The 26,176-nt window shown below is 56.5% G+C and carries 23 protein-coding genes; 12 read left to right on the top strand and 11 right to left on the bottom strand.

Features of this window, described 5'->3' with window-relative positions; translation table 11 throughout:
- Positions 1-4 precede the first annotated feature (4 nt).
- Genes METLA_RS0100730 through METLA_RS0100720 form a run of 3 tightly spaced genes read left to right on the top strand, consistent with a single transcriptional unit; the run spans position 5 to position 3,003 of the window.
- The gene (locus METLA_RS0100730) at positions 5-760 is read left to right on the top strand and encodes a F0F1 ATP synthase subunit delta (RefSeq protein ID WP_024296722.1); all 756 of its coding nucleotides are present in this window, start codon (positions 5-7) and stop codon (positions 758-760) included.
- A complete protein-coding gene (locus METLA_RS0100725) occupies positions 717-2,216 on the top strand; it encodes a F0F1 ATP synthase subunit alpha (protein WP_024296721.1) in 1,500 nt (499 codons plus the stop codon). Before METLA_RS0100730 ends, METLA_RS0100725 begins: the two co-directional genes overlap by 44 nt.
- Positions 2,200-3,003: a F0F1 ATP synthase subunit gamma gene (locus tag METLA_RS0100720; protein WP_024296720.1), complete on the top strand. Its 804-nt coding sequence runs from the start codon at positions 2,200-2,202 to the stop codon at positions 3,001-3,003. Before METLA_RS0100725 ends, METLA_RS0100720 begins: the two co-directional genes overlap by 17 nt.
- Before the next feature lie 100 nt (positions 3,004-3,103).
- On the opposite strand, the gene METLA_RS0100715 is transcribed toward METLA_RS0100720, so the two are convergent.
- On the bottom strand, positions 3,104-4,297 hold the full coding sequence (locus tag METLA_RS0100715) for a lipase family protein (RefSeq protein WP_152539340.1): 1,194 nt from the start codon (positions 4,295-4,297) through the stop codon (positions 3,104-3,106).
- A 215-nt stretch (positions 4,298-4,512) separates the two neighbouring features.
- Between METLA_RS0100715 and METLA_RS0100710 the strand changes: the two genes are divergently transcribed.
- Entirely contained in the window at positions 4,513-5,196 is a 684-nt protein-coding gene (locus METLA_RS0100710; RefSeq protein WP_024296718.1) for an N-acetylmuramoyl-L-alanine amidase family protein, read from the top strand.
- Between the two features lie 22 nt (positions 5,197-5,218).
- Here the strand turns inward: METLA_RS0100710 and METLA_RS0100705 are convergent, their stop codons facing one another.
- Positions 5,219-5,785, bottom strand: a complete 567-nt coding sequence (locus METLA_RS0100705; RefSeq protein ID WP_024296717.1) for an RnfABCDGE type electron transport complex subunit B — start codon at positions 5,783-5,785, stop codon at positions 5,219-5,221.
- A 175-nt stretch (positions 5,786-5,960) separates the two neighbouring features.
- Between METLA_RS0100705 and METLA_RS0100700 the strand changes: the two genes are divergently transcribed.
- A complete protein-coding gene (locus tag METLA_RS0100700; protein ID WP_024296716.1) occupies positions 5,961-7,265 on the top strand; it encodes a sigma-54 interaction domain-containing protein in 1,305 nt (434 codons plus the stop codon).
- Positions 7,266-7,272: 7 nt separating this feature from the next.
- Here the strand turns inward: METLA_RS0100700 and METLA_RS0100695 are convergent, their stop codons facing one another.
- Together METLA_RS0100695 and METLA_RS0100690 are read right to left on the bottom strand one after the other, a co-directional pair.
- A complete protein-coding gene (locus METLA_RS0100695; protein ID WP_024296715.1) occupies positions 7,273-8,115 on the bottom strand; it encodes a DUF2231 domain-containing protein in 843 nt (280 codons plus the stop codon).
- A 97-nt stretch (positions 8,116-8,212) separates the two neighbouring features.
- Positions 8,213-9,469, bottom strand: coding sequence for an EAL domain-containing protein (locus METLA_RS0100690; RefSeq protein ID WP_024296714.1), 1,257 nt, complete (start codon positions 9,467-9,469; stop codon positions 8,213-8,215).
- A gap of 321 nt (positions 9,470-9,790) precedes the next feature.
- Here METLA_RS0100690 and METLA_RS23820 point away from each other — a divergent pair, with 321 nt between their 5' ends.
- The gene (locus METLA_RS23820) at positions 9,791-10,462 is read left to right on the top strand and encodes a TVP38/TMEM64 family protein (RefSeq protein ID WP_342665841.1); all 672 of its coding nucleotides are present in this window, start codon (positions 9,791-9,793) and stop codon (positions 10,460-10,462) included.
- Positions 10,459-11,943: a dihydrolipoyl dehydrogenase family protein gene (locus METLA_RS20400; RefSeq protein WP_342665840.1), complete on the top strand. Its 1,485-nt coding sequence runs from the start codon at positions 10,459-10,461 to the stop codon at positions 11,941-11,943. Before METLA_RS23820 ends, METLA_RS20400 begins: the two co-directional genes overlap by 4 nt.
- Positions 11,944-12,045: 102 nt before the next feature.
- Here the strand turns inward: METLA_RS20400 and METLA_RS22340 are convergent, their stop codons facing one another.
- The 4 genes from METLA_RS22340 to METLA_RS0100660 all read right to left on the bottom strand — a co-directional run bounded on the left by METLA_RS22340 (position 12,046) and on the right by METLA_RS0100660 (position 17,638).
- A complete protein-coding gene (locus METLA_RS22340; protein WP_024296713.1) occupies positions 12,046-12,264 on the bottom strand; it encodes a hypothetical protein in 219 nt (72 codons plus the stop codon).
- Positions 12,265-12,690: 426 nt separating this feature from the next.
- On the bottom strand, positions 12,691-16,605 hold the full coding sequence (gene hrpA / locus METLA_RS0100670) for an ATP-dependent RNA helicase HrpA (RefSeq protein ID WP_024296712.1): 3,915 nt from the start codon (positions 16,603-16,605) through the stop codon (positions 12,691-12,693).
- A gap of 89 nt (positions 16,606-16,694) precedes the next feature.
- Complete coding sequence (locus METLA_RS0100665) at positions 16,695-17,285, bottom strand: Uma2 family endonuclease (protein WP_024296711.1); 591 nt, start codon at positions 17,283-17,285, stop codon at positions 16,695-16,697.
- 44 nt (positions 17,286-17,329) lie between these two features.
- Positions 17,330-17,638 carry a (2Fe-2S) ferredoxin domain-containing protein gene (locus METLA_RS0100660; RefSeq protein WP_024296710.1) on the bottom strand — a complete coding sequence of 103 codons (309 nt, stop codon included), beginning with the start codon at positions 17,636-17,638 and terminating at the stop codon, positions 17,330-17,332.
- Between the two features lie 189 nt (positions 17,639-17,827).
- Here METLA_RS0100660 and METLA_RS20395 point away from each other — a divergent pair, with 189 nt between their 5' ends.
- Both METLA_RS20395 and METLA_RS0100650 read left to right on the top strand, forming a co-directional pair.
- On the top strand, positions 17,828-18,229 hold the full coding sequence (locus METLA_RS20395; protein WP_036281311.1) for a hypothetical protein: 402 nt from the start codon (positions 17,828-17,830) through the stop codon (positions 18,227-18,229).
- Between the two features lie 172 nt (positions 18,230-18,401).
- Complete coding sequence (locus METLA_RS0100650) at positions 18,402-19,037, top strand: FHA domain-containing protein (protein ID WP_024296708.1); 636 nt, start codon at positions 18,402-18,404, stop codon at positions 19,035-19,037.
- A gap of 16 nt (positions 19,038-19,053) precedes the next feature.
- On the opposite strand, the gene radA is transcribed toward METLA_RS0100650, so the two are convergent.
- The 3 genes from radA to folP form a co-directional block, all read right to left on the bottom strand.
- Complete coding sequence (gene radA, locus METLA_RS0100645) at positions 19,054-20,430, bottom strand: DNA repair protein RadA (protein WP_024296707.1); 1,377 nt, start codon at positions 20,428-20,430, stop codon at positions 19,054-19,056.
- A gap of 226 nt (positions 20,431-20,656) precedes the next feature.
- Complete coding sequence (locus tag METLA_RS23030; protein ID WP_152539339.1) at positions 20,657-21,718, bottom strand: CBM96 family carbohydrate-binding protein; 1,062 nt, start codon at positions 21,716-21,718, stop codon at positions 20,657-20,659.
- 513 nt (positions 21,719-22,231) lie between these two features.
- Complete coding sequence (gene folP, locus METLA_RS0100635; protein WP_024296706.1) at positions 22,232-23,062, bottom strand: dihydropteroate synthase; 831 nt, start codon at positions 23,060-23,062, stop codon at positions 22,232-22,234.
- A gap of 80 nt (positions 23,063-23,142) precedes the next feature.
- On the opposite strand from folP, the gene METLA_RS0100630 reads away from it, so the two are divergent.
- The 3 genes from METLA_RS0100630 to pssA all read left to right on the top strand — a co-directional run bounded on the left by METLA_RS0100630 (position 23,143) and on the right by pssA (position 25,997).
- Positions 23,143-23,679, top strand: a complete 537-nt coding sequence (locus METLA_RS0100630; RefSeq protein ID WP_024296705.1) for a flavoprotein — start codon at positions 23,143-23,145, stop codon at positions 23,677-23,679.
- Positions 23,676-25,073, top strand: coding sequence for a DUF6513 domain-containing protein (locus METLA_RS0100625; RefSeq protein ID WP_024296704.1), 1,398 nt, complete (start codon positions 23,676-23,678; stop codon positions 25,071-25,073). Before METLA_RS0100630 ends, METLA_RS0100625 begins: the two co-directional genes overlap by 4 nt.
- 168 nt (positions 25,074-25,241) lie before the next feature.
- Positions 25,242-25,997 (top strand): CDP-diacylglycerol--serine O-phosphatidyltransferase, encoded by a 756-nt coding sequence (gene pssA, locus METLA_RS0100620; protein WP_024296703.1) that lies wholly within the window; start codon positions 25,242-25,244, stop codon positions 25,995-25,997.
- The last annotated feature ends 179 nt before the right edge of the window (positions 25,998-26,176 follow it).

The following is a 26,176-nucleotide window of genomic DNA, read 5'->3' as shown; positions in this document are numbered from 1 at the left end:
GACGATGCAACTCGACTGGACGACATTCATCCTCGAAATCCTGAACTTCCTGGTCTTGATTTGGATTCTGCAACGTTTCCTCTATCGGCCGGTGCTGGACTTGCTCGTCGCCCGTCAGCAAAAAATCGGCGAGCAAAGCGCGCAAGCCCAGGCGATGCGCGACGAAGCCGAGACGCTGCGCCGGCAATATGAATCGCGTCTGGCCGACTGGCGTCAGGAATGCGAAAACAGCCGCCGGCAATTGACCGAAGAATTGGCGCTGCTGAAAACCCAGGAAATGGCCAACATCAAACAAGCCTTGGCCGGCGAAGAAGAAAAAATGCAGGTGCGCAATGCGACCTTGCTGGCCGCGCGTGAAGCGGAATTACTGCGCTCGGCGACCGGCCAGGCCTACGACGAGGCGGCGGCGATGCTGAAGCGCCTGGCATCTAAAGAGCTGACCGAGCGCATCGCCGGCTTGTTTCTGGAAGATTTGGCGGCGCTGCCGGAAAACGAGCGCGGCGCGCTGAGCAAAGCCGGCAAAGCGCTGCCGGAAAACGCTTCGATGACGGTCGTTTCGGCGCATCCTTTAGATCCAACGCTCCGCGCCGCGATCGAAACCGGACTGAGCGCGGCCGCAGGGAAAACCTTACAGGCGGCCTTTACGGAAGATCCTATGTTGATCGCGGGCCTGTGCGCGATCGTCGGCGAATGCCAGCTGCATGTGAATCTGGCCGATGAACTGGCGTTTTTTAAACGGCAAACCGATCATGCCCGATAAATTAGCCGCCGTGAACTTACAGGATTACCGCTTCGGCCTGAGGCTCAGCGAAAGAGGCAGCGTTGCCGGCATCGGCGACGGCATCGCCTTGATTCGCGGCCTGCCGACCGCGCGGCTCGACGAGCTGATCAGCTTCGACGACGGCAGCACCGGCCTGGTGTTCCAACTCGCCAAGGACATGCTCGGCGCGATTCTGCTGTCGCAGTCGCAGGGCGTCACCGCCGGCATGTCGGTACAGCATACGGGCCGAAAGCTCGAAATCGGCGTCGGCGAAGTCTTATTGGGCCGTGTGGTCGATCCCTTGGGGAAACCGTTGGACGGCTTGCCCGATCCCGACTTCAGTCAGTTCAATCCGCTCGAAGCCGCCGCCCCGCCGATCATCGAACGCGATTTCGTAAAAGACCCTTTATATACCGGCAACAAAATCGTCGATGCGCTGATACCGATCGGCAAAGGCCAGCGCCAGCTGATCATCGGCGACGACGGCACCGGCAAAAGCACGCTCGCGCTCGATGCGGTGATCAATCAGAAGGGCCGCGACGTACGCTGCATATTCGTGCTGATCGGGCAGCCCCGCTCCTCGGTCGCCGGCACGATCGAGACCCTGCGCGCGGCCGGCGCGCTCGACTATACCGTCGTGGTGGTCGCCGAAGCGAACGCGCTGCCCGGTTTCCGCTATTTGGCCCCGTTCGCCGGTTGCGCGATCGCCGAACACTGGATGCGCCTCGGCCGCGATACGCTGGTCGTTTACGACGATCTGACCCGCCATGCGCAATCGTACCGCGAACTGTCGCTGCTGCTGCAACGGCCGCCCGGACGCGAGGCCTATCCCGGCGATATTTTTTACCTGCATTCGCGCCTGCTCGAACGCTCGACCGTGCTGGGCCTGTCTTCCGGCGGCGGCAGCATGACCGCGCTGCCGATCATCGAAACCCGGCAGGGGGAACTGTCCGCCTACATTCCGACCAATTTAATTTCGATCACCGACGGCCAGATTTATTTCGAAAGCAAACTGTTCGCAGCCGGCTTCCTGCCCGCGATCGACATCGGCCGCTCGGTGTCGCGGATCGGCGGCAAAGCGCAGCATGAGGCGATCAAGGCGGCATCCGCGCGGATTCGCCTGGATTATCTGCAATTTCTGGAACTCGAATTGTTTGCCCGTTTCGGTGCCAGACTCGAAGCCGGCGTCGAGGAAAAACTCCGGCACGGACGCCTGCTGCGCGAAATATTGAAACAGGACCGGCTCGAACCGTTGTCCGAACAGGCGCATCTGGCCTGGCTGTTGGCCTACGGCGAAGGCTTGCTGAATGGGATCCCGCCGGAACAGGCCGCCAAACGCTTGCATCGGGTCTTCGAACAATTGCCGGATTCCGGTCTGAAGCTCGAAACCCCCAAACCGAAATGGCTGGTCAAACTGAAATCCTGGTTGAGCGAAGCGCATGAGCCAGCGGCGTGAAATAGAAACCCGCCTGGCCTTGTATGAAGACCTGTCGGGTATCCTCGGCGCGATGCGCAGTTTTGCGCTGGCCGAATTGCGCAAGGTCGGCAAACGCGAGGCCACCCAGCAGCAGCTCGTGCAAAATCTGAGCGCAGCGCTGAACGATGTCACGTTCGCCCTGCCCCCGCGTGAAAAACCTGATTACGACGTCTGGCTGCTGTTCGGTTCGGTGCGGGGATTTTGCGGCAGTTTCAACGAAGATGTGCTGCGCTGCTGGCAGGAAAACGCGGATCAACAGCAGCCCGTGATCCTGATCGGCGAACGTCTCTACGATTTGCTGCCGGTAAACCCGATGATCGAACGCGTGGCAGGTGCGAATGGCGGGCTCGATGCCGCCGCCACGATCGAGAGGATACTGCCGGCGATCGCCGAGTTGCGGCAACAACACCGAGGCGCGCCGGGATTGATCGCCTGTTTTCGCGACGAACACGGCGCGCGCAGCCAGCGCCTGTTGCCGGCGGCAAACGAGCGTCCTGCCGCAGCCGGCTACCCGCCCGATATTTTCGCCTCGCCCGTCGAAACTGCCGCCGGCATCGCCGAGCATTATTTATTCCACCAGCTGCTGGCGATCTTGTTGCGCTCGATCCGTGTCGAAAATCACATGCGTCTGATGCAAATGGAGAATGCGCTCAGCCATCTCGACGAAGGCGGCGACGAATTGATGCGGCAGCGCAACCGCTTGCGCCAGGAAGAAATCGTCGAAGAGATTGAATTGATGACCAGCGGCAAAACGATAGCCCTATGACCGTTGTCCCCTTTGGCGAGCCGGCTTTTCGCCAAGCTCGCTAAAAGGGCCAGTGACAAGCAAAGGGTTCCAAACAGTCACCACTAAAACCACCCCGGCTTTACACCTGCTGCATCAGTTTCCGATACGTCGTGGCATGATGCTGCAGCAGAAAATCGACTTCTCCCGGCTGCGCCGGGGGATAAAGATCGCCGCCATCGAAAACACCGAAGAGCGGAACCAAAGTCCCGCACACCGAATAATTCAACGAATTGACCGGCGTATCGGCAATCGGCGGCAAATCATCGAAATAATGCGTATCGATCTGGTCCATCTCGTGTTGATGGTACAGTTTCGCAGTCTTGTTTCCGACCCATTCGGCAATTTGATTGCGCGTCTTGAAGATGACACGCGAGAGGCCTCCCAGCCCTTTGATCACCGCCCTCTTGGCGCCCATCCCCTGCATCGCGCTTTCTGCGAGCGTATCATAAACCGCCTCGGCTAAGGTCTGGTTCGTTAACGGCACCTTCGTGACCGGATCGAGATGGTTGTTGATCACGAAAGCCGCGCCCCGGCTGCCTGCGATACGCGCAAAGTCGATCCCGAATTGGGCATTGCCCGGCTTGGGCTGAGCGAAAAGATACGATTTCAGTTGCAGCGCTTTCGCATTCAGACCGTACCTGTCGCTAGGGTCGGTGAGCGCGTAATGCAAAAACGCGTGCACCAGGGTTGCGATCGCCGCGCCCTGGCTGTGTCCGGTTATCGTCAAGTGCACGCCCGCCGGCACGTTGTCCGACAACTGCTTCAGGATGCCTCTTTGCTTGTCGAACAGCAGCGTGAATGCCGCATAGGCGAAACCCAGATGCACTTCCGCGCCCGGCGTCGCCGCGAAAGTGACCGGCAATATCCTGTTTTTAGGAAACTCGATGCCGGCATTGGCCGCTATCGTCGTCGCCAAGACATCGTCCAGAATGCTCTTGGCCTGGCCTATCGTGCCGCGAATCGCCAGCACATAATGCCCCGGATTCGCCGTGTATTTATACAAAAGCCAGGCATTCTCGAAAACCCCGAAGCCGTTGTCGTTCGGATTCTCGCCGAGGCCGTCGCGGCTGTCATAGACCTTTGCGCAACCGTCAAGGTTGGCGATGAACTCGGGGTTACCGGCATTTCTGGGATCGATTCTGCTGTCCTGATCGTTCAGTTCGATGCAGAATTCGATCATCTTTTTTGCCTCCTCGTCATTAAAGCCGCTGTTCGCGGGTTGATGGGTCAAGCTGTCGCGTTGTTTTGCCAGGATAGGATGGATTTGAGTCATGATGGGCGCCTTATCGTTATGTTTGTTGAACCCTGCTCGATTGAAAACCTTCACCGGCACGTATTTGGCGCGCTCGGCACTCCGGAAGGTCTGTGTATGCACACAGGACTAGAGCTTATCATTCGCTGCCTGAGGCCGCAAGTATTCGCCGTCGCCGAAATTGACGGCACCCGTTATACTACCGTGAACAACCGGAATACGCCTGACTGACGCCGATGAAGTCCCTGTTTTTACTGCTGACTTGCTTGAGCCTTTCTAGCACCGCCGCCGAGGTCGCACTCGACATCGGTCATTCAAGAAGCCACCCCGGCACGATCAGCGCCGGCGGCGTGCCCGAGTGGGAACTGAACCGGCGGCTCGCGGAAGCAGTCGCCGCTCACCTTCGACGGCTCGGCATCGGTTATCGCCTGATCGGCGCGGACGGCGAGATGGAGGTTCTGACCGAACGTACGGCGCTGGCCGCAAAAGACAGGCTGTTTATTTCGCTGCATCACGACTCGGTACAGCCGGACTGGTTCGCCCAGGCTGAACACTACCGCGGCTATTCGCTGTTTGTTTCGCGAAAAAATCAGCGAATCGATCAAAGCCTGGCCTGCGCGAAGCTAATCGGCGACCGGCTGATCGGCGCCGGCTTTCAGCCTTCGCTCTATCATGCCACACCGGTCAAGGGTGAAAATCGGCCGTTTGCGGATCAAGGCCGCGGCATCCATTACTATGACGGGCTGGCAGTGCTGCGTACCGCCCGGCAGGCGGCCGTCCTGGTCGAGGCCGGCGTGGTCGCCAATCCTCGGGACGAAATGAACGTGACCGGCAAGGAAGGCCGAGACCGGGTGGCCCGGGCCATCGCCGAGGCCGTTGTGGACTGTTTACAGGCGATGCAGCCGTATTCCTTGCACTAGAGCGATCAACGACGGGCAATCCTCAGCGCACCGCTGCCTGCATCTTCGCCAGCAACGCGGCTTTCTTCTCCCGCGCCCGCGCCGCTTTTTCGGCTTCATCGCGCGCCTTGCGAAGGCCCCGCAGCTCATAGCGGCTTTTGGCCAGTTCCGCGCGCAGCGGTTTCAGCGCCCCGGCCAGCGCCGGACTCTCGGCCGGCGTTTCCTGCATCACGATGCAATCGACCGGACACGGCGCGATGCACAGCTCGCAGCCGGTGCACTCCGAGGCGATCACCGTATGCATCTGCTTCGCCGAACCGATGATCGCATCGACAGGACAGGCCGAGAGGCACTTCACGCAGCCGATACAGTCGGCCTCGATAATCACCGCAACGGCCCTGGCTTTATGCTCGCCGCACCCGGGATCAAGCGGCTTCGGCTCGACGCCCATAAAATTCGCCAGCGCCAGTATGCCTTCCTCGCCGCCAGGCGGACAGCGGTTGATGTCGGCGGCGCCCGCCGCCATCGCCTCCGCATAAGGCCTACAGCCCTGATAGCCGCATTTGCCGCACTGGGTCTGCGGCAGCAAGGCATTGATTTGATCGATCACTTTCGGTCCTGAACTGAATTTGCAAAAGGCAAATTATACTCCAGAGCGCCGCACTCCGATCAAAACACGAAAATTGGAACCGATCGTTTATGATTGATTTGCCGGCAGCGCTCGGCTAATATCGGCTCCTCTATGCACAAGCCACCTCCCCTTCGATGAATCACCAACCCGATCAATGCCTGACGCTATAAACCTGCCGAACCACTGGCTCGAAGGGCTCGACAGCCGCTCGTCCTTTGCGGCCCTGCTCGAAATTTGTCAATCCCTCGCGTTTTACATCGTCGACCGGGAGCAGAACTTGCTGTATTGGAGCCCCGGCGCGGAACGGCTCACCGGCAGCCATCCGGGGGAAACCTGTCCGCCGGAATTCAGGATTCATGCGGACGCGATGCGAACCATCCATACGCCGCCGCAGGACGGGGTCATGATGGCCCTGCACCAATCCGCCCGCCTGCTCTATGACCGGCATGGCGCTCCTTCAGGCGGCATCGCTCTCTTAACCCCGGCCGATGCGGTCGAAAAGCCGCGAACGGCTTCGGAGCGCGAGCAAAACTTTCAAGGCATCATCAGCCGTTCGCCGGCGATGCGCAATGTCTTTCAGATCATCCGGAATGCGGCCGAGACCGAAGCGACCGTGCTGGTCCGGGGCGAGAGCGGCTCGGGTAAGGAGCTGGTCGCAAAAGCGATTCACGATCTCAGCGCGCGCCGAAACGCGCCGTTTCTGGCGATCAATTGCGCGGCGCTGTCCGCCAACTTGCTCGAAAGCGAATTGTTCGGGCATGTGCGCGGGGCGTTTACCGGCGCGATCAAGGATCATAAAGGCGTGTTTCAACGCGCCGAGGGCGGCACGCTGTTTCTGGACGAGGTGGCCGAACTGCCGCTGGAATTGCAGGCCAAACTGCTCAGGGTGATTCAGGAAAGAAATTTCATGCCGGTCGGCGGCGACCGCCTGCTCGACGCGGATGTGCGCATCGTTGCGGCGACGCACCGCTCGCTCAGGGAAGAGGTCAAAACCGGCCATTTTCGCGAAGATTTGATGTACCGGCTGCGCGTCGTGCCGATTTTCATTCCGCCGCTCAGGGAGCGGCGCGAGGACATCAGCCTGTTGATCTGGCATTTCATCGCCCGGCACAATGCGCGCAAATTCAGAAAAATCGACAAGATCGACCCACAGGCAATGCGCCTGTTGCTCGATTATCACTGGCCCGGCAATGTCCGGGAATTGCAGAATGTGATCGAGTATGCGTTCGCGGTCGGACGCGGCGCGACCTTACGCCAATCGGAACTGCCGCCCGAATTCAGCGAACCGAAAACGATCGCGCCTGCCGCCAATGCCCTGCCGCTGCAGAGCCCTGAGCAGGAAAAACAGGCGATCGGCGAGGCGCTGCGGCAAAGCCACGGCCGAGTCACCGAAGCGGCCCGGCTCGCCGGCATGAGCCGCGCGACGTTCTGGCGCAAACGCAAGCATTATGGCCTGTGAGCGTTGATCATTGGCCCGTCTCGGGGTGAGCATGATTGTGCTGATGGCTAGGGTCATGAGCATGGTCATGATTATGCGTATGTTCAGCACTAGGGGCATGCGTATGCGCGGGCTCGGCTTCATGGTCATGAGTTGGCTCTGACACGGGCGCCGGCTCATGATTATGGCCATGCGTTTCCTCGGGCACTGTCCCGAGCTCATGCTCATGCTCATGCTCATGGTCATGAAGTTCCTCCCCGTCATGGTGGTGCATCAAGGCCTCTTCGCTGACCGGCACCGCCGACACCGCCACGCCGTAATGGTAAACCATCAAACCGCCCAAATCGGCGCCTAATACCATTAGGCCGCACATGACCGCGGCCAGGATCAGAAACAGCGTGTTCGCGACGCCTTCAATCACGCCGCCTTTCAGCGCGCGCCAGCCGGCCAGCGACAGCGCGAAAATGACCACCGCGATGCCGAAGTGCTCATGATTCTCCATGACTTGATGCACGTTTCCGCCGTGCGGGACCGAATCGGCCGCGATAAAGCCGGCGGTCGCGGTAAAAATCGAAGCGACGGCGCCGAGGTACAACAAGCCGCTCGCGACCGCGCGCCAGTTCGGTTTTTTGGCCAGGCTTCCGATCAGATCGAGCGCGAAAAAGGCCGACAAGAACGCGATCGGAAAATGCACCAGCAGCGGATGGATGTTCTGCATCGTGGCGATGCCGGGCAGCACAGTCGAAAATATTTCCGGCGGTCCCATGCCCGCCAGTTTTTCAAGAAAACTGAGCAGGCCGCCAATCGCCGCCGCTATCCCGCCGCCGTGATCGGCGCCGCCATGGACCATGAAAGTTAAAGAGTTGAACATAGTGATGATGATGGATTGATATTGAAGTCCGAACAATCTGCCCGATACGGGCAAAAAGCCAATTATCCCCCAAAGGCGTTAGGAGGAGCAGAAAAACCTATTTCTTACAAAGTGTCGCCGGATCAAACAGCAGAGAAGGCTTGCCGACATAATAGCCCTGCGCATAATCGACACCCAAAGCCTTCAATTTCTCCAATTGCTCGGCATTTTCGACATACTCGGCGATCGTTTCCTTATTGAACAACTTGGCCGCTGTGCTAATAAAGTTGACCACCAGTTCGGAATAAGGGCACTGCAGGATATTTTGCATGAACAGACCGTCGATCTTGAAATAATCGACATTGAATTTGGACAGATTCGCCAGATTGCTCGAGCCGATGCCGATGTCGTCCAGCGACAGCAAACACCCCAAATTGTCTTTCAACAGGCGCATGAACTCGCTGGCCTGCTGATAGTCATGATCGGCGACCGTTTCGGTGATTTCGAAACAGACTCGGCTCGAATCGACCCCGTAATATTTGAAATTCTTTTCGACTTTCTCGACAAAGCCCGGATAACGGATCGTGCTGCCGGAAATATTCAGCGAATACATCACAGACTGCGGATATTCGGCGAGATAGCGGCATAACTGCTGCACCACATAGAGGTCGACTTCCCGGCTGATATGGAACAGTTCGGCGGCCCTGAGCAAGCGTCTTTGCGTCTGGCTGTCGCCGCAGTCGTTTTTATAACGCAACAGCACTTCGGCCTTTTTTTCGACATTCGCGGCGTTGATCGGCAAGATCGGCTGCGCAAACAACACGAACGCATGATTGGTCAAGCCTTCCCTGAGTTCCGGCAACAGCTTCAACAGGTCATAATACTCATGCAAGACCGGATCGTCGTGTTCGATCAGCTTGACCACGCTGTTGCCGGCGCGTTTGGCCTGAAACAACGCTTCGTCGACCGCGGCCAGAATGCGTTCAGGGGTTTTGTATTCGGGCGACAGCGAGGTTACGCCGATGATCAGCTTCGGATAATACGCAATGTCGGCCACGATGATGCATTGCTGATCGATCAGATTCGCCAGTTGTTCGGCAAATTCCAGGCTTTCCGGCACCGGCAATTTCAGCAGGATGCCGAAGCGGTTGCGCTCCAGTTTGCCGATGCTCGCGCCCGCGATCGATGCGACTTTGCCGATGATCAGCGCCTGAATCCGGGTAAAAAGCTCTTCCGCCGCCGCGGTGCCTTGAGTCAGACTGGCGATTTGCAGGGTATGATTGATCTCCGCATACAGCAACGTATGTTGCTGGTGGCTGGTTTCGGCAATTCGCCCAATTTCTTCGATAAAAGCAATCCGGCTCAACAAATTCATCAGTCGATCGCAGCCCTGCCCTGGAAATCAAAGAGAGATCGGAAAACCGCTACCGCACAATGAACGGCCCACACGATGAACTTTATGTTTCTCATCGCTATCAACGCCTATATACACAACGGCATTGCCGTTTCACCAACGCCAGCCGGAGGGGGGTGCTGGATTTTGTCTGCAGGATACGGCGGCATCCATCGAGGGGAAGCAGGGAAAACGGCATGAATAAAGCAAACAGGGTTAACATGAGCGCATTGTACAATAAAACACTGTCAGGATTCTTCCGGTTATTCGACCGATCCTTGATCAATTTGAGGGAATAAAACGATGACGACCTTACAAATCCGGCTGCTTGCGATCATCGCCATCGCAATCGGCGCCTTTTTTCTTTTCGATCTCGATCAATGGCTGACGCTCGAACGCGTCAAGGCCGAATCCGCCCGCCTGGCGGCCTACCGCGACGCCCATCCGCTGCTGGCTACGCTGGCCTACGCGGCAGTTTATATCGCGGTGACCGGCTTGTCGCTGCCCGGCGCGACGGTGCTGACGCTGGCCGGCGGCGCCCTGTTCGGGCTGCTGTGGGGCACGCTGATCGTGTCGTTTGCATCGAGCATCGGCGCGACGCTGGCCTTTCTGGCCGCCCGCTTCCTGTTCCGGGACACGGTCGCGGCCAGATTCGGCGACCGTCTTGCCGCGATCGACGCGGGCCTCGCGAAGGACGGCCCCTATTATCTGTTCACGCTGCGCCTGGTGCCGCTGTTTCCGTTCTTCGTGATTAATCTCGCGATGGGACTAACTTCGATCAAGACCGTGACCTTTTACTGGGTCAGTCAGGCCGGCATGCTGGCCGGAACGTTGGTTTATGTGAATGCAGGCACGCAATTGACCAAGATCGATTCGTTGTCCGGCATTCTCTCGCCGCCCCTGGTCGGCGCCTTTGCGTTATTGGGTCTGTTTCCGCTGGCCGCGAAAAAATTGGTGGAGATACTGCCCCGATGAAACCGGAATCTGCCCGCAAAATGAAGCCTCCGAAAAAATTCGACTACAACCTCGCGGTGATCGGCGCTGGCTCGGCCGGCCTCGTCACTTCGTATATCGCCGCCGCGGTCAAGGCCAAGGTGCTCCTGATCGAAAAACACAAGATGGGCGGCGACTGCCTGAACACCGGCTGCGTGCCGTCCAAGGCTCTGATCCGCACGACCCGCCTGCTCGCGCTCGGCAGGCGTGCCGCCGAATTCGGCATTAAACAAATGCAGGCCGAATTCACTTTCGGCGAGATCATGGAGCGCGTGCAAACGGTCGTTAAAACGGTCGCTCCGCACGACTCGATCGAGCGCTACACCGGCCTCGGCGTCGAGGTCGCGACCGGCAGCGCCCGCTTGACCTCGCCCTGGACCATCGAGATTGCCGGCGCAACCGGCACACGCACCCTCAGCGCGCGCGCTATCGTGATCGCCGCCGGCGCCCGCCCCCTGGTGCCGCCGATTCCGGGCCTCGACCAGATCGGCTATCTAACCTCGGACAGCGTCTGGAACCTCCGCACCGCGCCGAAGCACCTATTGGTGCTCGGCGGCGGCCCGATCGGCTGCGAACTGGCGCAATGCTTTGCGCGCCTCAATATTCAGGTCACCCTGATCGAAATGGCGCCGCGCCTGTTGCTGCGCGAAGATCCGGAGGTCTCGGCGCTGGTCGAGGAGAGGTTTCGGAGCGAAGGCATCGACTTGAAACTGGGCCATACCGCCAAACAGTTCAAAAACGAAAACGGCGAAAAAATGCTGGTCGCCGAACACGCGGGCAGCACCGTCACGATCGCTTTCGACGAAGTCTTGGTCGCGTTGGGGCGCGCGGCCAATGTCAAAGGCTACGGGCTCGAAGAACTCGGCGTGGAACTGTCGCCGAACAAGACGATTCGGATCGATGCGTTTCAGGCGACCAACTACCCGCACCTCTTCGCCTGCGGCGACGTCTCCGGCCCCTATCAATTCACCCACACCGCCGCGCACCAGGCCTGGTATGCGGCGGTCAACGCGCTGTTCGGCGGCATCAAAAAATTCCGCACCGACTATTCGGTGATTCCCTGGGCCACCTTTACCGAACCGGAAGTCGCGCGCGTCGGATTGAACGAACAGGATGCGAAAGCCCAAGGCATTCCCTATGAAACCAGTTTTTACGATCTGGCCGACCTGGACCGGGCGATCACGGACGGCGAAGCGCACGGCTTCGTAAAAGTTTTAACCGTGCCGGGCAAGGACAAGATACTCGGCGTCACGATCGCGGGCGAACACGCCGGCGACCTGCTCGCCGAATTCATCCTCGCGATGAAACACCATATCGGCCTGAACAAAATCCTCGGCACGATTCATATCTACCCGACGCTGGCCGAAGCGAACAAATATGCGGCAGGCGTCTGGAAACGCGCTCATCAGCCGGAGACCTTGCTGAAATGGCTGGCGAGGTTTCATGCCTGGCGGCGGGGGTAATCGCCATCCTTATCCGCAAAATTTTATGCACAAAATCTGTGGATAACTTTGTGGATAGATTGTTTTTGAGAGCGCAAAAGTACCGTTTTTATTACAGTTTGGTTAATTTGTATAAAAACGAACCAATCCGCTGACACAATAAAAAATCAATGACTTACATGCGATTTCGCGGTTTTGCAAAGCGCCTATTGACACGCTGTAAGTCATTGATTTGTGCTGTGCATAAACGCGGTTGCTACGAAAGAATTTGTCAACACCCCAAGGCGTTTTTTCCAATTCATGGCGCCGCCTGGATGACCCGGCACCGAGCAGTTTTTTCATTCATGCAAATTTTTGTGTGCGCCGTATTCGCTCGAAATCAAAATTACCTGAAAGCGACGGGAATGCGCTTGGGTTTGTAGTCAACTTGGGTCGCTATCCGAAAGCAACGGTTGAACGGATTGGGCTATGAAATTTTTCGTGCCTTTCGTGTTTTTCGTGGAAAATGCATCACATCAGTTATTCACAAATCCTGTGGATAACTTTGTGGATAGCTTGTTTTTGAGCGTCCAAAAGTACCGTTTTTATTACACTTAAGTCAGTTTGTATAAAAACGAATCAATCCCCTCATGCATTAAAAAATCAATGACTTACGCGCGTTTTTAAGTTTTTTTCCGGTAGCGCTTGACACGCGGTAAGTCATTGATTTGTGCTGTGCATAAATGCTATTGAATCAAAATCATTTGGCTCGGCTAATCAAATTTCAGATCAGCTTCTTTCATCCCAGGCTTTCTCCAAGCGTTTCGCGGACACAGGATAGGCGGTCTTCAATTGCTGCGCATACTGCGACACCCTGAACTCTTCGAGCGCCCAGCGGAAAGGGTCCTGCTCGGGGATGATCGCTTCCTTTTTCGATTTTTTCTCGATGTCCTGCCAGAAGCGGATCGAATAGCGCTGAATTTCCTGATTTTTTTGCGGGTCGTTGCCGAGCTTGTCGAGCCGGTACAGAGCCGCTTTCAGATAGCGCGGGATCGCCTTGAGCTGGTCGTGCGGGGTATGCCGGATGAAGCCTGCGTATATCAACAGATTGAGTTGCTGGTTGACATCCTTGGCCAAGGGATCGTTAGCATTCAGGCGTTGCAAGCGGGTTTTGATCTCCGCATACTGCTGCATGATTTCCAAAACGATCTTGCCGGTCTCGTTCGCGGCGGAGATCAGGTTCGGCTTCGACTGCTGCAAATTGCGTTCGAACGCCTCCTTGCCGCGGATCGTCCGTCCGTCGATAAACACATGACTCAGAACGCAGAACAGCAGATCCTCCTTGAACGAGCCGGACGGCTGATACTGGATGATCGGATGCTTCGGCAGGCGTTGATAGGCCAGCTCGGCCGCAGCCGACTGCGGCGCGTTTTTCTGGATATAGGTGCATTCCTTGCGCAGCTGCAACTGATACAGGCGCATCAAGCCGGCCTGATGCTGCTGCGCGGCCTTGCGTTCGGTGTCGAACAGGCGCACGCCGACCGCGTCGCCCTCATCGACGATCGCCGGATAGCCGATAAACGCCTGACCGCGCTGCATGAACTGCCGGGTGTCCGGCAGATCGTCGAAAGCCCATTGGATGCAGCCGGTGTAATTCAGTTCGTCCGCCGCGAGCTGGTCGAAGCTGTCGCCGGCCACGACCCCATGCTTGGCCTGGAGTTTTTTCAGATCGCGTCCGTAATCGAGCAGCTTGCCCTGGTCGTCGATGACCCGGAAATTCATTTTCAAATGCTCGGGCAATTGCTCGGCATTCCAGGCATTCAACGGGATCGCCTCGCCGGTCAGCTTGCGCAGCCGGTTGCCGAGCCATTCATACAAGGAGCCCTTGAACTCCGGCTCGATTTCGAGACACTGTTTGACCGTCTCCGGCACCGGCACGAAATGCTTACGGATCGGCTTCGGCAGCGACTTGATCAAGGCGATGCATTTCTCTTCGAGCAGCCCCGGCACCAGCCAGTCGAACGGAATTTGCGAGACCTGGTTCAACTGATGCACCGGGATAATCGCGGTCACACCGTCCTCGTCGTGACCGGGCTCGAAACGGTATTGCAATGCAATCGTCAGATTGCCGATTTTCTTGCTGTCCGGATAATCCCATTCGTTGACCACATGATCCTGCTCGCGGGTCAGGTCTTCCTTGGTCAGAAACAGGATTTTCGGATTGTCGCGCTCGGTTTTTTTACGCCATTGGTCGAGTGCGATACCACTGACGATTTCGGCCGGCAATTTCTTATCGTAGAACTGATACAGCCATTCCTCGTCCTCGACCAGATCGACACGGCGGCCCTTGTGCTGAATGTAGCCGACCTCTTCGAGCAGTTTCTGGTTTGCAACGTAGAACGGCGCGTTGCTGTGATAGTCGTGATCGACCAGCGCGGAGCGGATGAAGATTTCGCGCGCGGCCTTCGGATCGACGTGTTCATACGGTACTTTACGGCCCGCCTGCAAGGTCAGGCCATAAAGCAAGGTGCGTTCGTACACCGCGCTGCGCCCGGCTTTCTTTTCCCAGTGCGGATCGTAATAGTTGCGCTTGACCAGATGCTCGGCGCATTGCTCGATCCATTCCGGTTCGATCTTCGCGACCGTGCGCGCATAGACCTTGCTGGTCTCGACCTGCTCGCCCGCCATGATCCATTTCGGCCGCGCCTTGTGCTGGCCGGAGCCCGGAAAAATGAAGAATTTCAGCCCGCGCGCGCCGAGATATTCGTATGGCTCGTGCCGGAAGCCGATATTCGACAGCAGGCCCGGCAGCAACGCCCGATGGATTTCCACATAACTGGCTTCGACCATATTCATCTTCAGGTTCAGGTCACCCTTGATCACCTGCATGATCTGCGCATGGATGTCATACCATTCGCGCATCCGGATATAGGACAGGAAATGGTCGCTGCAATATTTACGTAGCTTGCTGTTCGACAGATGCTTCTTCTGCTCCTCGAACTGATTCCAGAGATTCAGCAAGGTCAGAAAATCCGAATCCTCATGCCGGAATACCGCCTGTTTCGCCTCGGCCTGCGCCAGCTTGTCGGACGGCTTCTCGCGCGGGTCCTGAATGCTCAGCGCGGCGACGATGATCGCGACCTCGGTCAGGCAATGCTGCTTTTCTGCCGCGATCAGCATCCGCGCCAGTTTCGGATCGGTCGGAAATTTGACCAGTTGCTTGCCGATGTCGGTCAGCTTGCCCTGCTTGTCGAGCGCATTGACTTCCTGCAGGACCGTCTTGCCGTCGCGGATCATCTTGTCCTCGGGCGGCTCGATGAACGGAAAATCCTCGATGTCGCCGAGATTCAGCGCGGTCATCTGCAAGATGACCGCCGACAGGTTCGTGCGCAGGATTTCCGGTTCGGTAAACTCGGGCCGGGCCTGATAATCTTCCGGCGAATACAGCCGGATGCAGATGCCTTCGGCGACCCGGCCGCAGCGCCCTGCCCGCTGGTTTGCGCTCGACTGCGAGATGCGCTCGATCGGCAGCCGCTGAATCTTGCTGCGGTGGCTGTAACGGCTGATCCGGGCATGGCCGGTGTCGATCACGCCGCGGATGCCGGGCACGGTCAACGAGGTTTCGGCGACGTTGGTCGCGAGCACGATCCGAATCTTGCCGCCTTTCGGCTTGAAAACACGCTCCTGCTCGCTCGCACTCAGCTTCGCGTACAAGGGCAGGATCTCGTATTGGGACGGATGATGTTTTTTCAGCGACTCGGTGGTTTCCTTGATCTCGCGCTCGCCGCTCATGAAGATCAGGATGTCGCCGCGCAAATCGCGCGTCAGTTCGTCGACCGCCTCCAGAATCGCCTGTTGCAGGTTGTCGCTGGTTTCGTCGTTGGCCGCGTTCTTGCCGTCCTCGTCTTTCTCCGGTTCCTCGACCGGCCGGTAGCGAACCTCGACCGGATAGGTGCGGCCCGACACTTCGATGATCGGCGCGTCGAAGAAATGCCGCGAAAAGCGCTCCGGATCGATCGTCGCGGAGGTGATGATCAGCTTCAGATCGGGCCGCTTCGGCAGCAGCCATCTCAGGTAGCCGAGCAAAAAGTCGATGTTCAGGCTGCGCTCGTGCGCCTCGTCGATGATGATCGTATCGTATTGATTCAGGTAAGGATCGTTCTGCGTCTCGGCGAGCAGGATGCCGTCGGTCATCAGTTTGACCAGCGAGCCGGCATGAGTCTTGTCGCTGAAACGCACCTTGAAACCGACCGACTTGCCGAGCGGCTCGCCGAGTTCCTCCGCGATCCGGTCCGCGACCGTGCGCGCGGCGATCCGCCGCGGCTGGGTGTGGCCGATGAAGCCGGCGGAGCCTAGGCCGATCGACAGGCAGATCTTCGGCAACTGCGTGGTCTTGCCGGAGCCGGTCTCGCCGCAGACGATAACCACTTGATTATTCCTGATCAGTTCGCCGATCTCGTCCTTTTTGCCGGTGACCGGCAAATCGGGAAAGTTCAGCGCCGGCACACTGGCCAGGCGTTGATTGCGCTTCGCAACGGATTGTTCGATGCGGTTTTGCAGCGTAGCAACCTGAGCGTCCGGCTGCTTGCCTTTCTGATAATCGCTGCGCAAGCGGTCGAGTTGGCGTTTAAAGCCGTTCCGGTCCTGGTTTAAACACTGCGGTAATTGGCGGGAGAGTTGCTTGAGGGTTTCGCTAAGGGACATCAAAACAGCCGGTAAAATGCGGCTATTATACGACAAACCGAGGGCATTCCGGCATTGCCCGGAAAACCTGGCAGGTCTCTAAGTTAGAATCAATAATCGGTCGGCAGGCGCGCGGCCAAGTCGTCCCATTGGATCACGATCTCCGGCAGGATGCCGACCGCGGTTTCACCTTTCAATTCGGATATGTCCGGCTTGCCGTATTCGCCCCCCTGCAAGCGGTAAACCGTCAGTACGCGATCGATCGGATGCACCAGCCAATATTCGCGGACGCCGTGGCGTTCATAAAGCTGGCGTTTCTTGATTTGATCATGCCCCGCGGTCGATGGCGACAACACTTCGACGATCCAGTCCGGCGCGCCGCGGATACCGCGGCGATCGAGTTTGTTGGAATCGCAGACAACCAGCACGTCGGGCTGAACGACAGTGTCGATTTTGTCGTCCGCTTCAGAATGCTTGGGAAGACGCACATCCACCGGCGCAATGAAAGCACGGCAGGATTTCCCCTGTAATGCCTGCCGTGCCTGAAAATAAATTTCCCCCGCCACGTCTTGATGGGGCAAATCCGGCGCCGGAGCCATCCTATAAGCCACGCCATCGATCAACTCATAGCGCACATCGTCAGGCCAGGTCAGATAATCGCCGTAGCAATGGAATAAAGTATCTTTTAAAGCCAGCCCCATGACTTGCTCCTCTTTGTTTAGGCTAATCTACGGCAGAATTCGAGCTATATTTTTAAGCGCTCGACGATCCGGTCATTGAGCAAATGCTCCTGGATGATCTGATCAATATCCTGCTGATTCTGAAACGTGTACCAGACCGCTTCGGGGTAGACCACCAGCACCGGCCCCTTGTTGCAGCGGTCCATGCAACCGGCGTTATTGATCCGGCATTTGCCGGGCCCGTTCAGTTTGAGCTTTTTGACCTGCTCCTTGGCATAATCGCATAAGGACTGCGCGTCACGATCCGCGCAGCAACTTCTGCCGTCTTCGCGCTGGTTGGTGCAAATAAAGACATGGTGCTTGTAATAACTCATCACAAAAATTAAGCTGGTTTCGATGTGCGAGATTATACCCGAAAGCGCAAACCCATCACCTTACCGATCCGGCTAACTTTTAGCCTAAGCCTGATTGGCTTTCCATGCGCCGGAACTTTCCGAGCCCATTTACTGTCTTTTAAAACGTTCATTTCAATTGATCTTCACAACACACCCAAGGACATCGACATGAAACCCATAAAAATAACATCCGCCGCGCTTTTTCTCCTACTGCCTCTCAGCATGGCAAGCCACGCCGAAACCCCGGCGGAGTCGCCGGCTGCCCCCGGTGAACCGATGGACATGCCTGGAGGCATGCCCATGCATCGCGGCATGGGTATGCGGGGCCATATGTCCGAGGCAGAGCGGGACCAGCACATGCGTATGTATCAAGACCATATGCTCAAGATGCATGATCTTTCTAACCGGATTTTGGCCGAACCCGACGCCAAGAAAAAAGAACAACTGAAAAACGAACAATTCGAACTGATGAAGGCGCATCAGGCGCAAATGATGACGCATCGAATGGAAAAGATGCAAAAACTTCAAAAAACCGAAAAACCAGCCCCCGCCCCCAAGACCACCAAATAAGCTTCGGCCCCATTTCTCTTCCGTTGCATCATTTCCGGACCTTTCGCTAAGAAAGGCCGGAAATTTGTCTTTTTTGAATGCTCTCGGTTTATGCATGGCATGCATTGCTTGAATATCAAAAAAAATACTGTCTATAATGAAGGCAGTTATTTTTCATGAATCAGCTAATGAAATGCCAAAACTGACCGTTTATTTTAAAGATAAAGAAATCGAATCCTTCTCGTTTGGTGAAGGCATGATACGCATCGGCCGGGACGAAACCAACGATGTCACGATAGACAGTCTGGCGATTGCACCGGTTCACGCCGTGATTACGCTGCGTAACGGCATCGCCACGATCAGGCCGTTACAGGATGAATTTCCGATTACGATCAACGGCGAAAAGACCCAGGAAGGCGTTCTGAACAATAACGACATGCTTGCCCTGGGCAAACATCATGTGCTTTTCAGCGATAGCGTTGCGGACGGCATGTTCAAGCCGTTTGCCGAAGCTTTAAACGGCGAACCCTCGCCAGCCGCGCCGCTGTTCGGCATCGAACCCGAGTTGCCGAACGGTAATTTTCAGATCATGGATGGCGAAAATATCGGCAAAATCATCCCGATCAAAAAAAATATGGTGCAATTGGGACGCCCAGGCCAAGGCATTGTGGTAGTGACCCGGAAAAAAGATGGCTATTTTGTCTCGACGCTCGAAAACAAAGGCTCGCTGACCGTCAACGGCGAAGCGATCGATAATAAAATCATCAAGTTGACCAATAACGACGTGCTCAGCATCAATGACAAGTCGCTGCAATTTTTTCTGAGCTGATCATCAGAAGCGCGGCTTACAAATCGGCCAGAATATCCAGCGCATCCGCCAGCGTCGCGACCGGATACACGGTCAAGCCGTCGATCGCTTTCTTGGGCGCATTCGCTTTCGGTATCACCGCCTTTTTAAAGCCATGCTTGGCCGCATCGTTCAGCCGGGCGTAACCATTCGCCACCGGCCTGATTTCGCCGCTCAAGCCCAACTCCCCGAAAAAAAACGCGTCATGCGGGACAATTCGATCCCGTAAACTCGATACGATGCCGATGATGATCGCCAGATCCGAACTGGTTTCGGTCACCTTGATACCGCCGACCACGTTCGCGTAAATCTCGTCGTTCGCGGTAAAAATGCCGCCATGCCGCGACAACACCGCAAGCAGCATCGCGAGCCGGTTTTGATCGAAGCCGACCGCCAGCCGTCTCGGATTGCCGTATTGGCATTCGGTCACCAAGGCCTGAATTTCGACCAGCAAGGGCCTCGTGCCTTCCCACAGCACCGTCACCACGCTGCCCGAAGACGGCTTGTCAGGCCGGTTCAAAAACATCGCGGACGGATTTTTGACTTCCTTCAGACCCGCGCTGTCCATTGCAAAAAACCCAAGTTCGCCGACGCTGCCGAAGCGGTTTTTATCGGCCCTGAGCACGCGAAAGCGGGCATCATCGGTCGCCGCCAAAATCACCTGACTATCGACGATATGACTCAGGGTCATCGGGCCTGCCAAAGACTGATCCTTGGTCACATGGCCGACCAAAAACAGCGCGACGTTATTTTTTTTCGCATACTGGGTCAGATAGCTGGCCGACTCCCTGACCTGGGACACCGAACCGGGCGCCGATTCGGACTGTTCGCTATAAACGACCTGGATCGAATCGATCACCGCGACTTGCGGCTTGACCTCATCCATCACATCGGCAATGCGCTGAACCGACGTTTCGGCCAGCATCAGAATTTTGTCCGAAGGCAGCTTCAGCCGGCGCGCCCGGTCGGCAATTTGGCGCAGCGATTCCTCGCCGGAAACGTACAGCACATCGACGCCCTGCTGCGCGATATGCGCAATGATCTGCAGCAGAATCGTGCTTTTGCCGGCGCCCGGCGCGCCGCCGATCAGCACCACGCTGCCTTTGACCAGGCCGCCGCCGAGCACGCGATCGAACTCCGCCATGCCGGTCTGGATTCTTTCCTCGCGCACCAGCGCGACATCGGATAACAGTTGGACCTCGGATTTGCCGCCCGCATAGCCGTCCCGGCGCTGAATGCGGCCGGCAGAAGCCGCCCCCAGGCGCACCTCCTTGATCGTATTCCACGCGCCGCAACTGGTGCATTGGCCGTTCCAGCGCGGATAATCGGCACCGCATTCCGCGCACACAAAGGCGGTTTTGTCTTTTTTGCTCATTGTAAAAAAATCGTATCTTCCTTGCGGATCGAGTTGTTCGATGTCGACTGTGTTAGCGGCCGTGATGGCCAAGTTGCCCCTTCTCCGACTTGATGTCGGCATCGATGTTCACTTTTCGTTGACGGTGCGCAGCAGGACATCCGCCGGCTTGTGTTTTTCCAGCCTAAAGGGGCGGACGCTCCGGGCAGTATTTATATATTCAGGGCATGCCTTGCTCAGTTCTTTATTATTGATCTGCACAAATAGCATAGGCTTGCAAAGAAAAACTCTCATCAACCATATTATCTTGTGTTCTAAGCTTTCCACTGGCGATCCAGGTAGTGTCGCTACTTGGATAGCTTGATGTGATGATAATCTTCGCAACATCACTCACGTTTAATGTCGCATACCCTCCGCTAACAATCTGTTTTCCTTCCGGACAAGACGCAGTAACCGATTTATCACTCTCATTATCAGGCGATGAAGCCCCCACAACCCGCTCCCAACCTATCAGTCCTGCAGCTCCGGTAGCACCGACTGGCCCGACGGCGCCGGTAGGTCCGATTGGTCCGATTGGTCCGATTGGTCCGATTGGTCCGATTGGTCCGATTGGTCCGGTGGCTCCTATAGGTCCAATTGGCCCGATTGGTCCAACGGCTCCTGTAGGTCCGATTGGCCCTGCGGCCCCTGTAGCGCCCACTTGTCCGGCGGCTCCTACAGTCCCCCCCCATACGATGTCCAATGTCGGTTCATGCCCGGTGGTTTTGTTTTCTTTACTATCGATTTTAATGTTCAAACCATTACTACCGCGCAAAGCAAATCCAATAGCCTTAGAATTGGCAGCTAGTGCCTCCGAAACATAATTGGTTACGTCAAATTCTACCCAATTGTTCGAAGTAGAGTTGGCCGATCCGATAACATCTCCAACAACAGGGGCGGCAGAAGCGGTAATTTGAAGTTCATTCCAATCCGCCGTTGTCTCGTGGATATTTAAATTCCCGCCTAACCCTTTCTTTTGAGATACATAGACTCTTAATGTGGCATGTGTAATAGTGCCTGGGACTGAAGATGATGCATTTAAGTCAAATTTCAGATAACCCTCCCGCATGGACTGGACTACATGAATCGTAGTTTGTTTACCAAAATTTTTTGTCGGCGACGATAAAGATACAAAACTATCGCCTAGCAATGTCACATCGGCGAATGCAGCCGGTGCTAAAGTTAACGCAGCCAATGAGCTGATTAAGGCTAATGAATGAATTGCATGGTGGCTCGCCTGGGGTATCATTGGGAATTTATTTTTTTTCATATTGGCATCCAAATTAGTCAGGTGTATTTTGCGCCTCTATGCACGACTAAACATTGAACTATCGCCTAAGTCATTAATTTTAATATCAATAATTATATAACCCGATAACATATAATTAAATTGCTTACGGCATAATTTTAAAAATTGACGTATACAGAGATTTCGAGCGCTAAAAATTTAAGAAATCCATGTCAGCTTAAGCTCCCTCCTAGTCGAAAAGAATACCACAGCACCAACATAAAACAAGCCTCAAGACATCCTTACCATCAATTTATCATAACCCTAATAATTACTTAAGGATATGACTAAAAATAACTCCCTAAAATGCAACTTGATAATCCACATTCAGAGCAAGGGAGTTATCAGAGAAGTTATTATTTGCCAATCTATTAACAACAAATCGCCCACTATATAAAATTTAAAGATATTACAAGATAACTAAGAATTAAGGAATGAGATTTGCACAGCTCGAATTGAGCGAAACATCTTTCCGAAGCCATTTTTTATGTCTCATCAATCGGCTGATTTTCGGCTCTGCCGGATTGCCCAGGCGACATCGGCCGCCTGCCGGTTTTCCTTCACATCGTGCACGCGAAACAGTTTGACGCCGGCCATCACGCCGAGCGCGGTCGTGACTGCGGTTGCAGTGACTAGTTCGGCCGGCTCTTCGACATGGCACAACGAGCCCATGAAACGCTTGCGGCTGGTGCCCAGCAGCACCGGAAATCCGAGGCCGGCAAAGGCATCGAGATGCGCGAGCAAATCGATATTATCCTGTCTGCGCTTGCCGAAGCCGATGCCCGGGTCGATGATGATCCTTTCTTTTTTGATGCCCGCCGCTAAAGCCGCCTCGACGCGCTCCCGCAAAACCGCTACGACCTCGCCGACCACATCGTCATAATACGGATTGTCCTGCATCGTTTTCGGCGTGCCCTGGTTGTGCATCAGCACGATCGGCACGTCCAGACGCGCGGCCAGCGTCAGCATCTTTGCATCCCCGGTGCCGCCCGAAACGTCATTGATTAGATCGGCGCCCGCTCCTATGGCGGCTTCGGCGACTTCGGCCAGGGTTGTATCAATGCTGACCAAGAGGCTGGATGACAAGCCTTTGATCGCCTCGATCACCGGCACGACCCGGCGGATTTGCTCCAAAGCCGGCACCGGCTCCGAACCCGGACGCGTCGACTCGCCGCCGATGTCGATGATGTCGGCGCCGTCGGCCAGCATCTTCTCGGCCTGGGTCACCGCCGCCTTCACCGTGCTATATTTTCCGCCGTCGGAAAAACTGTCCGGCGTCACGTTCAATATTCCCATGATCAGCGGTTTCTCGAAAGCTCTAAACAAAATCCAAACTCCTCTGTACAAACTGCGGTCAAAGCTTCGAGTATAATACCGGGACCTACTCCACCCCAAACAAATAATTGATGGATAAACCGCGCTTAGCCTGGGCCATTACCGGCTCCGGCCACTATATCAAAGAGTGTCTGGATTTTTTGTTGACCCTCGATCATGTCGATTTATACATCAGCCAGGCCGGCGAAGAGGTGCTTAGAATGTACGGCTATGACCTGAAAGAAATCCGCGAGAAGATGCCGGTTTACCGCGACAAGGCCGCCTCGTCGCCGCCGGTCGGCCTGTTCTACAAGGGCTACTACCATACCTTCGTGATGGCCCCGGCCACCTCGAACACGGTCGCCAAATGCGTGCTCGGCATCGCCGACTCGCTGGTCACCAATCTGTATGCGCAGGCCGGCAAATGCAAGGTGCAAAGCATCGTCTTCGCCTGCGATACCGCGCCGGAAATGGAAACGACCGCGCCGGGCGGCATGGTGATGGTGTATCCGCGCAGAATCGATCTCGAAGGCACCGAAAAACTGCGCGAATTCGAATACACGACCGTCGTCGACACGGTCGAAGACTTGATCGTGAAGGTCAAAGAGCGCTTAAAGGCGGTCGGATGAGCGAACACATTCTGTTTCTGACCGGCAAGCTGGCGGAAAAACAGCTGCGGGCGATCCTCGAAAAGATGCAGCCGAAGTTCCGCTATACGGTGCATCAGCTCGGCATTAAGGTCGCAGCCCTCATGACCGCGGACATGATCGGACGCCGGCTGACCGACACCTTCGGCGCCGACCGCATCATCGTGCCGGGCCGCTGCCGGGGCGACCTCGACAAGCTGTCCGAGGACAAGGGCCTGCCGATCGAACGCGGCCCCGACGAACTGAAGGATTTGCCGCAGTTTTTCGGCCAGGCCGCGCACAAGCCCGATCTGAGCCAGTATCAGGTCAAGATCTTTGCCGAGATCGTCGATGCGCCGAATCTAAGCATCGAGGCGGCGGTCGAGCGCGCGCGCTATTACCAAAGAAACGGCGCCGATGTGATCGACATCGGCTGCCTGCCGAGCACGCCGTTCCCGCTAATGGAAGAGATGATCCGCACGCTGAAGCAGGAAGGCTTCAAGGTCAGCATCGACTCGTTGAATGCGGACGACCTGCTCAAAGGCGCAAAGGCCGGCGCCGATTTCATGCTCAGCCTGCACGAAAGCACCCTGTGGATTGCGGATGAGGTCGAGGCGACGCCGATCCTGATCCCGGAAACACATGAAGACCTCGCCTCGCTCGACCGCAGCATCGCGGCGCTGCAGGCCAAAAACCGCGCCTTCATCGTCGATCCGATCCTCGACCCGCTGCATTTCGGCTTCACCGAATCGATCGTGCGCTATCACGAAGTCAGGAAGCGCCATCCCGACATCGAGATCATGATGGGCGTCGGCAATATCACCGAACTGACGCATGCGGACACTGTGGGGATGAACACGCTGCTGCTCGGCATCTGCTCGGAACTGAACATCAACCACATCTTGGCCACCGAAGTCAGCAAACACGCCTGCCGCGCGATCAAGGAAGCCGACCTGGCCCGGCGCATCATGCACGCGGCCAAGGAGCACAACACCCTGCCGAAGCATATCGATCCGGGCCTGATGGCGCTGCACGAAACCTCTCCTTTCCCCTATTCTTTCGCCGAGATCAGCGAACTGGCCGGCGAAATCAAGGACCCGAGCTACCGGGTTCAGATCAGCCCCGAAGGCGTGCATATTTTCAACCGGGACGGCCTCTACAGCGCCGCCGATCCGTTCGACCTGTTTCCGAAACTCGGCGTCGAAACCGACGGCGGCCATGCCTTCTACCTCGGCGTCGAACTGGCCCGCGCCGAGATCGCCTGGCGGCTCGGCAAGCGCTACAACCAGGACGAGGCGTTATCCTGGGGCTGCGCGACCGATCAGGGCGAATCAACGGTCGATCTGCACACCTTCAAGCCCGCCGGCACGACGCTGCAAAAGAAAGAACCCCATTAAGCTAGGTACGGCTTGTCCGCTCATTGTATAATTACGGAGTTTAAGATTTACAGCGTTCCCATGCTTTGCGCCGGGAATGCAAACCGAACCGCCCGGCGGTTCGGGACGCAGAGCGTGGAAACCCTAAGCCAAATTTTTATTGCCAACATTTAAAGTATCAATCCAACAATGACTGTCGAAAAACCTTCCATACGCCGCCGCGGTATCTATTTGTTACCCAACTTGTTTACGACGGGAGCGCTGTTTTCGGGTTTTTACGCGATCACTTCCGCGATGAACGGACACTTCGAAACCGCGGTGATCGCTATCTTCATCGCGATGGTGCTGGACGGGCTCGACGGCCGCGTCGCGCGCCTGACCAATACGCAAAGCGAATTCGGCGTGCAGTACGACAGCCTGTCTGACATGGTGTCATTCGGTGTCGCGCCGGCGTTGGTGATGTATCTGTGGGCGTTTTCCGGCCTCGGCAAATTGGGCCTGTTCGCGGCCTTCGTACACACGGCCGGCGGCGCCCTGCGCCTGGCGCGCTTCAACACCCAGGTCGAAACCGCCGACAAGCGCTATTTCCAAGGCTTGGCGAGCCCTGCCGCCGCCGCGATTCTGGCCGGCTTCATCTGGTTTGCGCTCGAATACCAATACGATGTGGACTATCTGAAATATCCCGCGCTGATTTTGACCACCGCGACCGGCCTCTTGATGGTCAGCAATTTCCGCTATCTCAGCTTCAAGGGCATCGACTGGAAAGGCAAGGTGCCGTTCGTGGTTGCGATCGTCGCGATGCTGATCATTGGCTTCGTGATGACACAACCGCAATCGATGCTGTTCTTTTTGTCGCTGATCTATGCGGCATCCGGTCCGGTTCTGACGCTGGTGTTGCTGAAACGCCGCCGGCTGCACGCAAGAAAATCAGAAAAATCCGCTTGAGGCTGCCCATTCATTAGCGTATAGTCGCATTATGTCCACACCATACACCTTCATTCATGACTCTGCACCGGCCGCTCGCGGGGCCGCTTCCTTGCTGTTGCCTGCACTTTCTCTGCTGCTGAGACTACTGCCCTAAGGGGCACATAACTCAACTCTCACAGAATCGCTTTATACACCCA

It is taken from the genome of Methylomicrobium lacus LW14 (genome assembly GCF_000527095.1).
Lineage (GTDB): Bacteria > Pseudomonadota > Gammaproteobacteria > Methylococcales > Methylomonadaceae > Methylomicrobium > Methylomicrobium lacus.
Note: the sequence above shows the minus strand (reverse complement) of the source record. Positions and strands in the feature narration are given on the sequence as shown.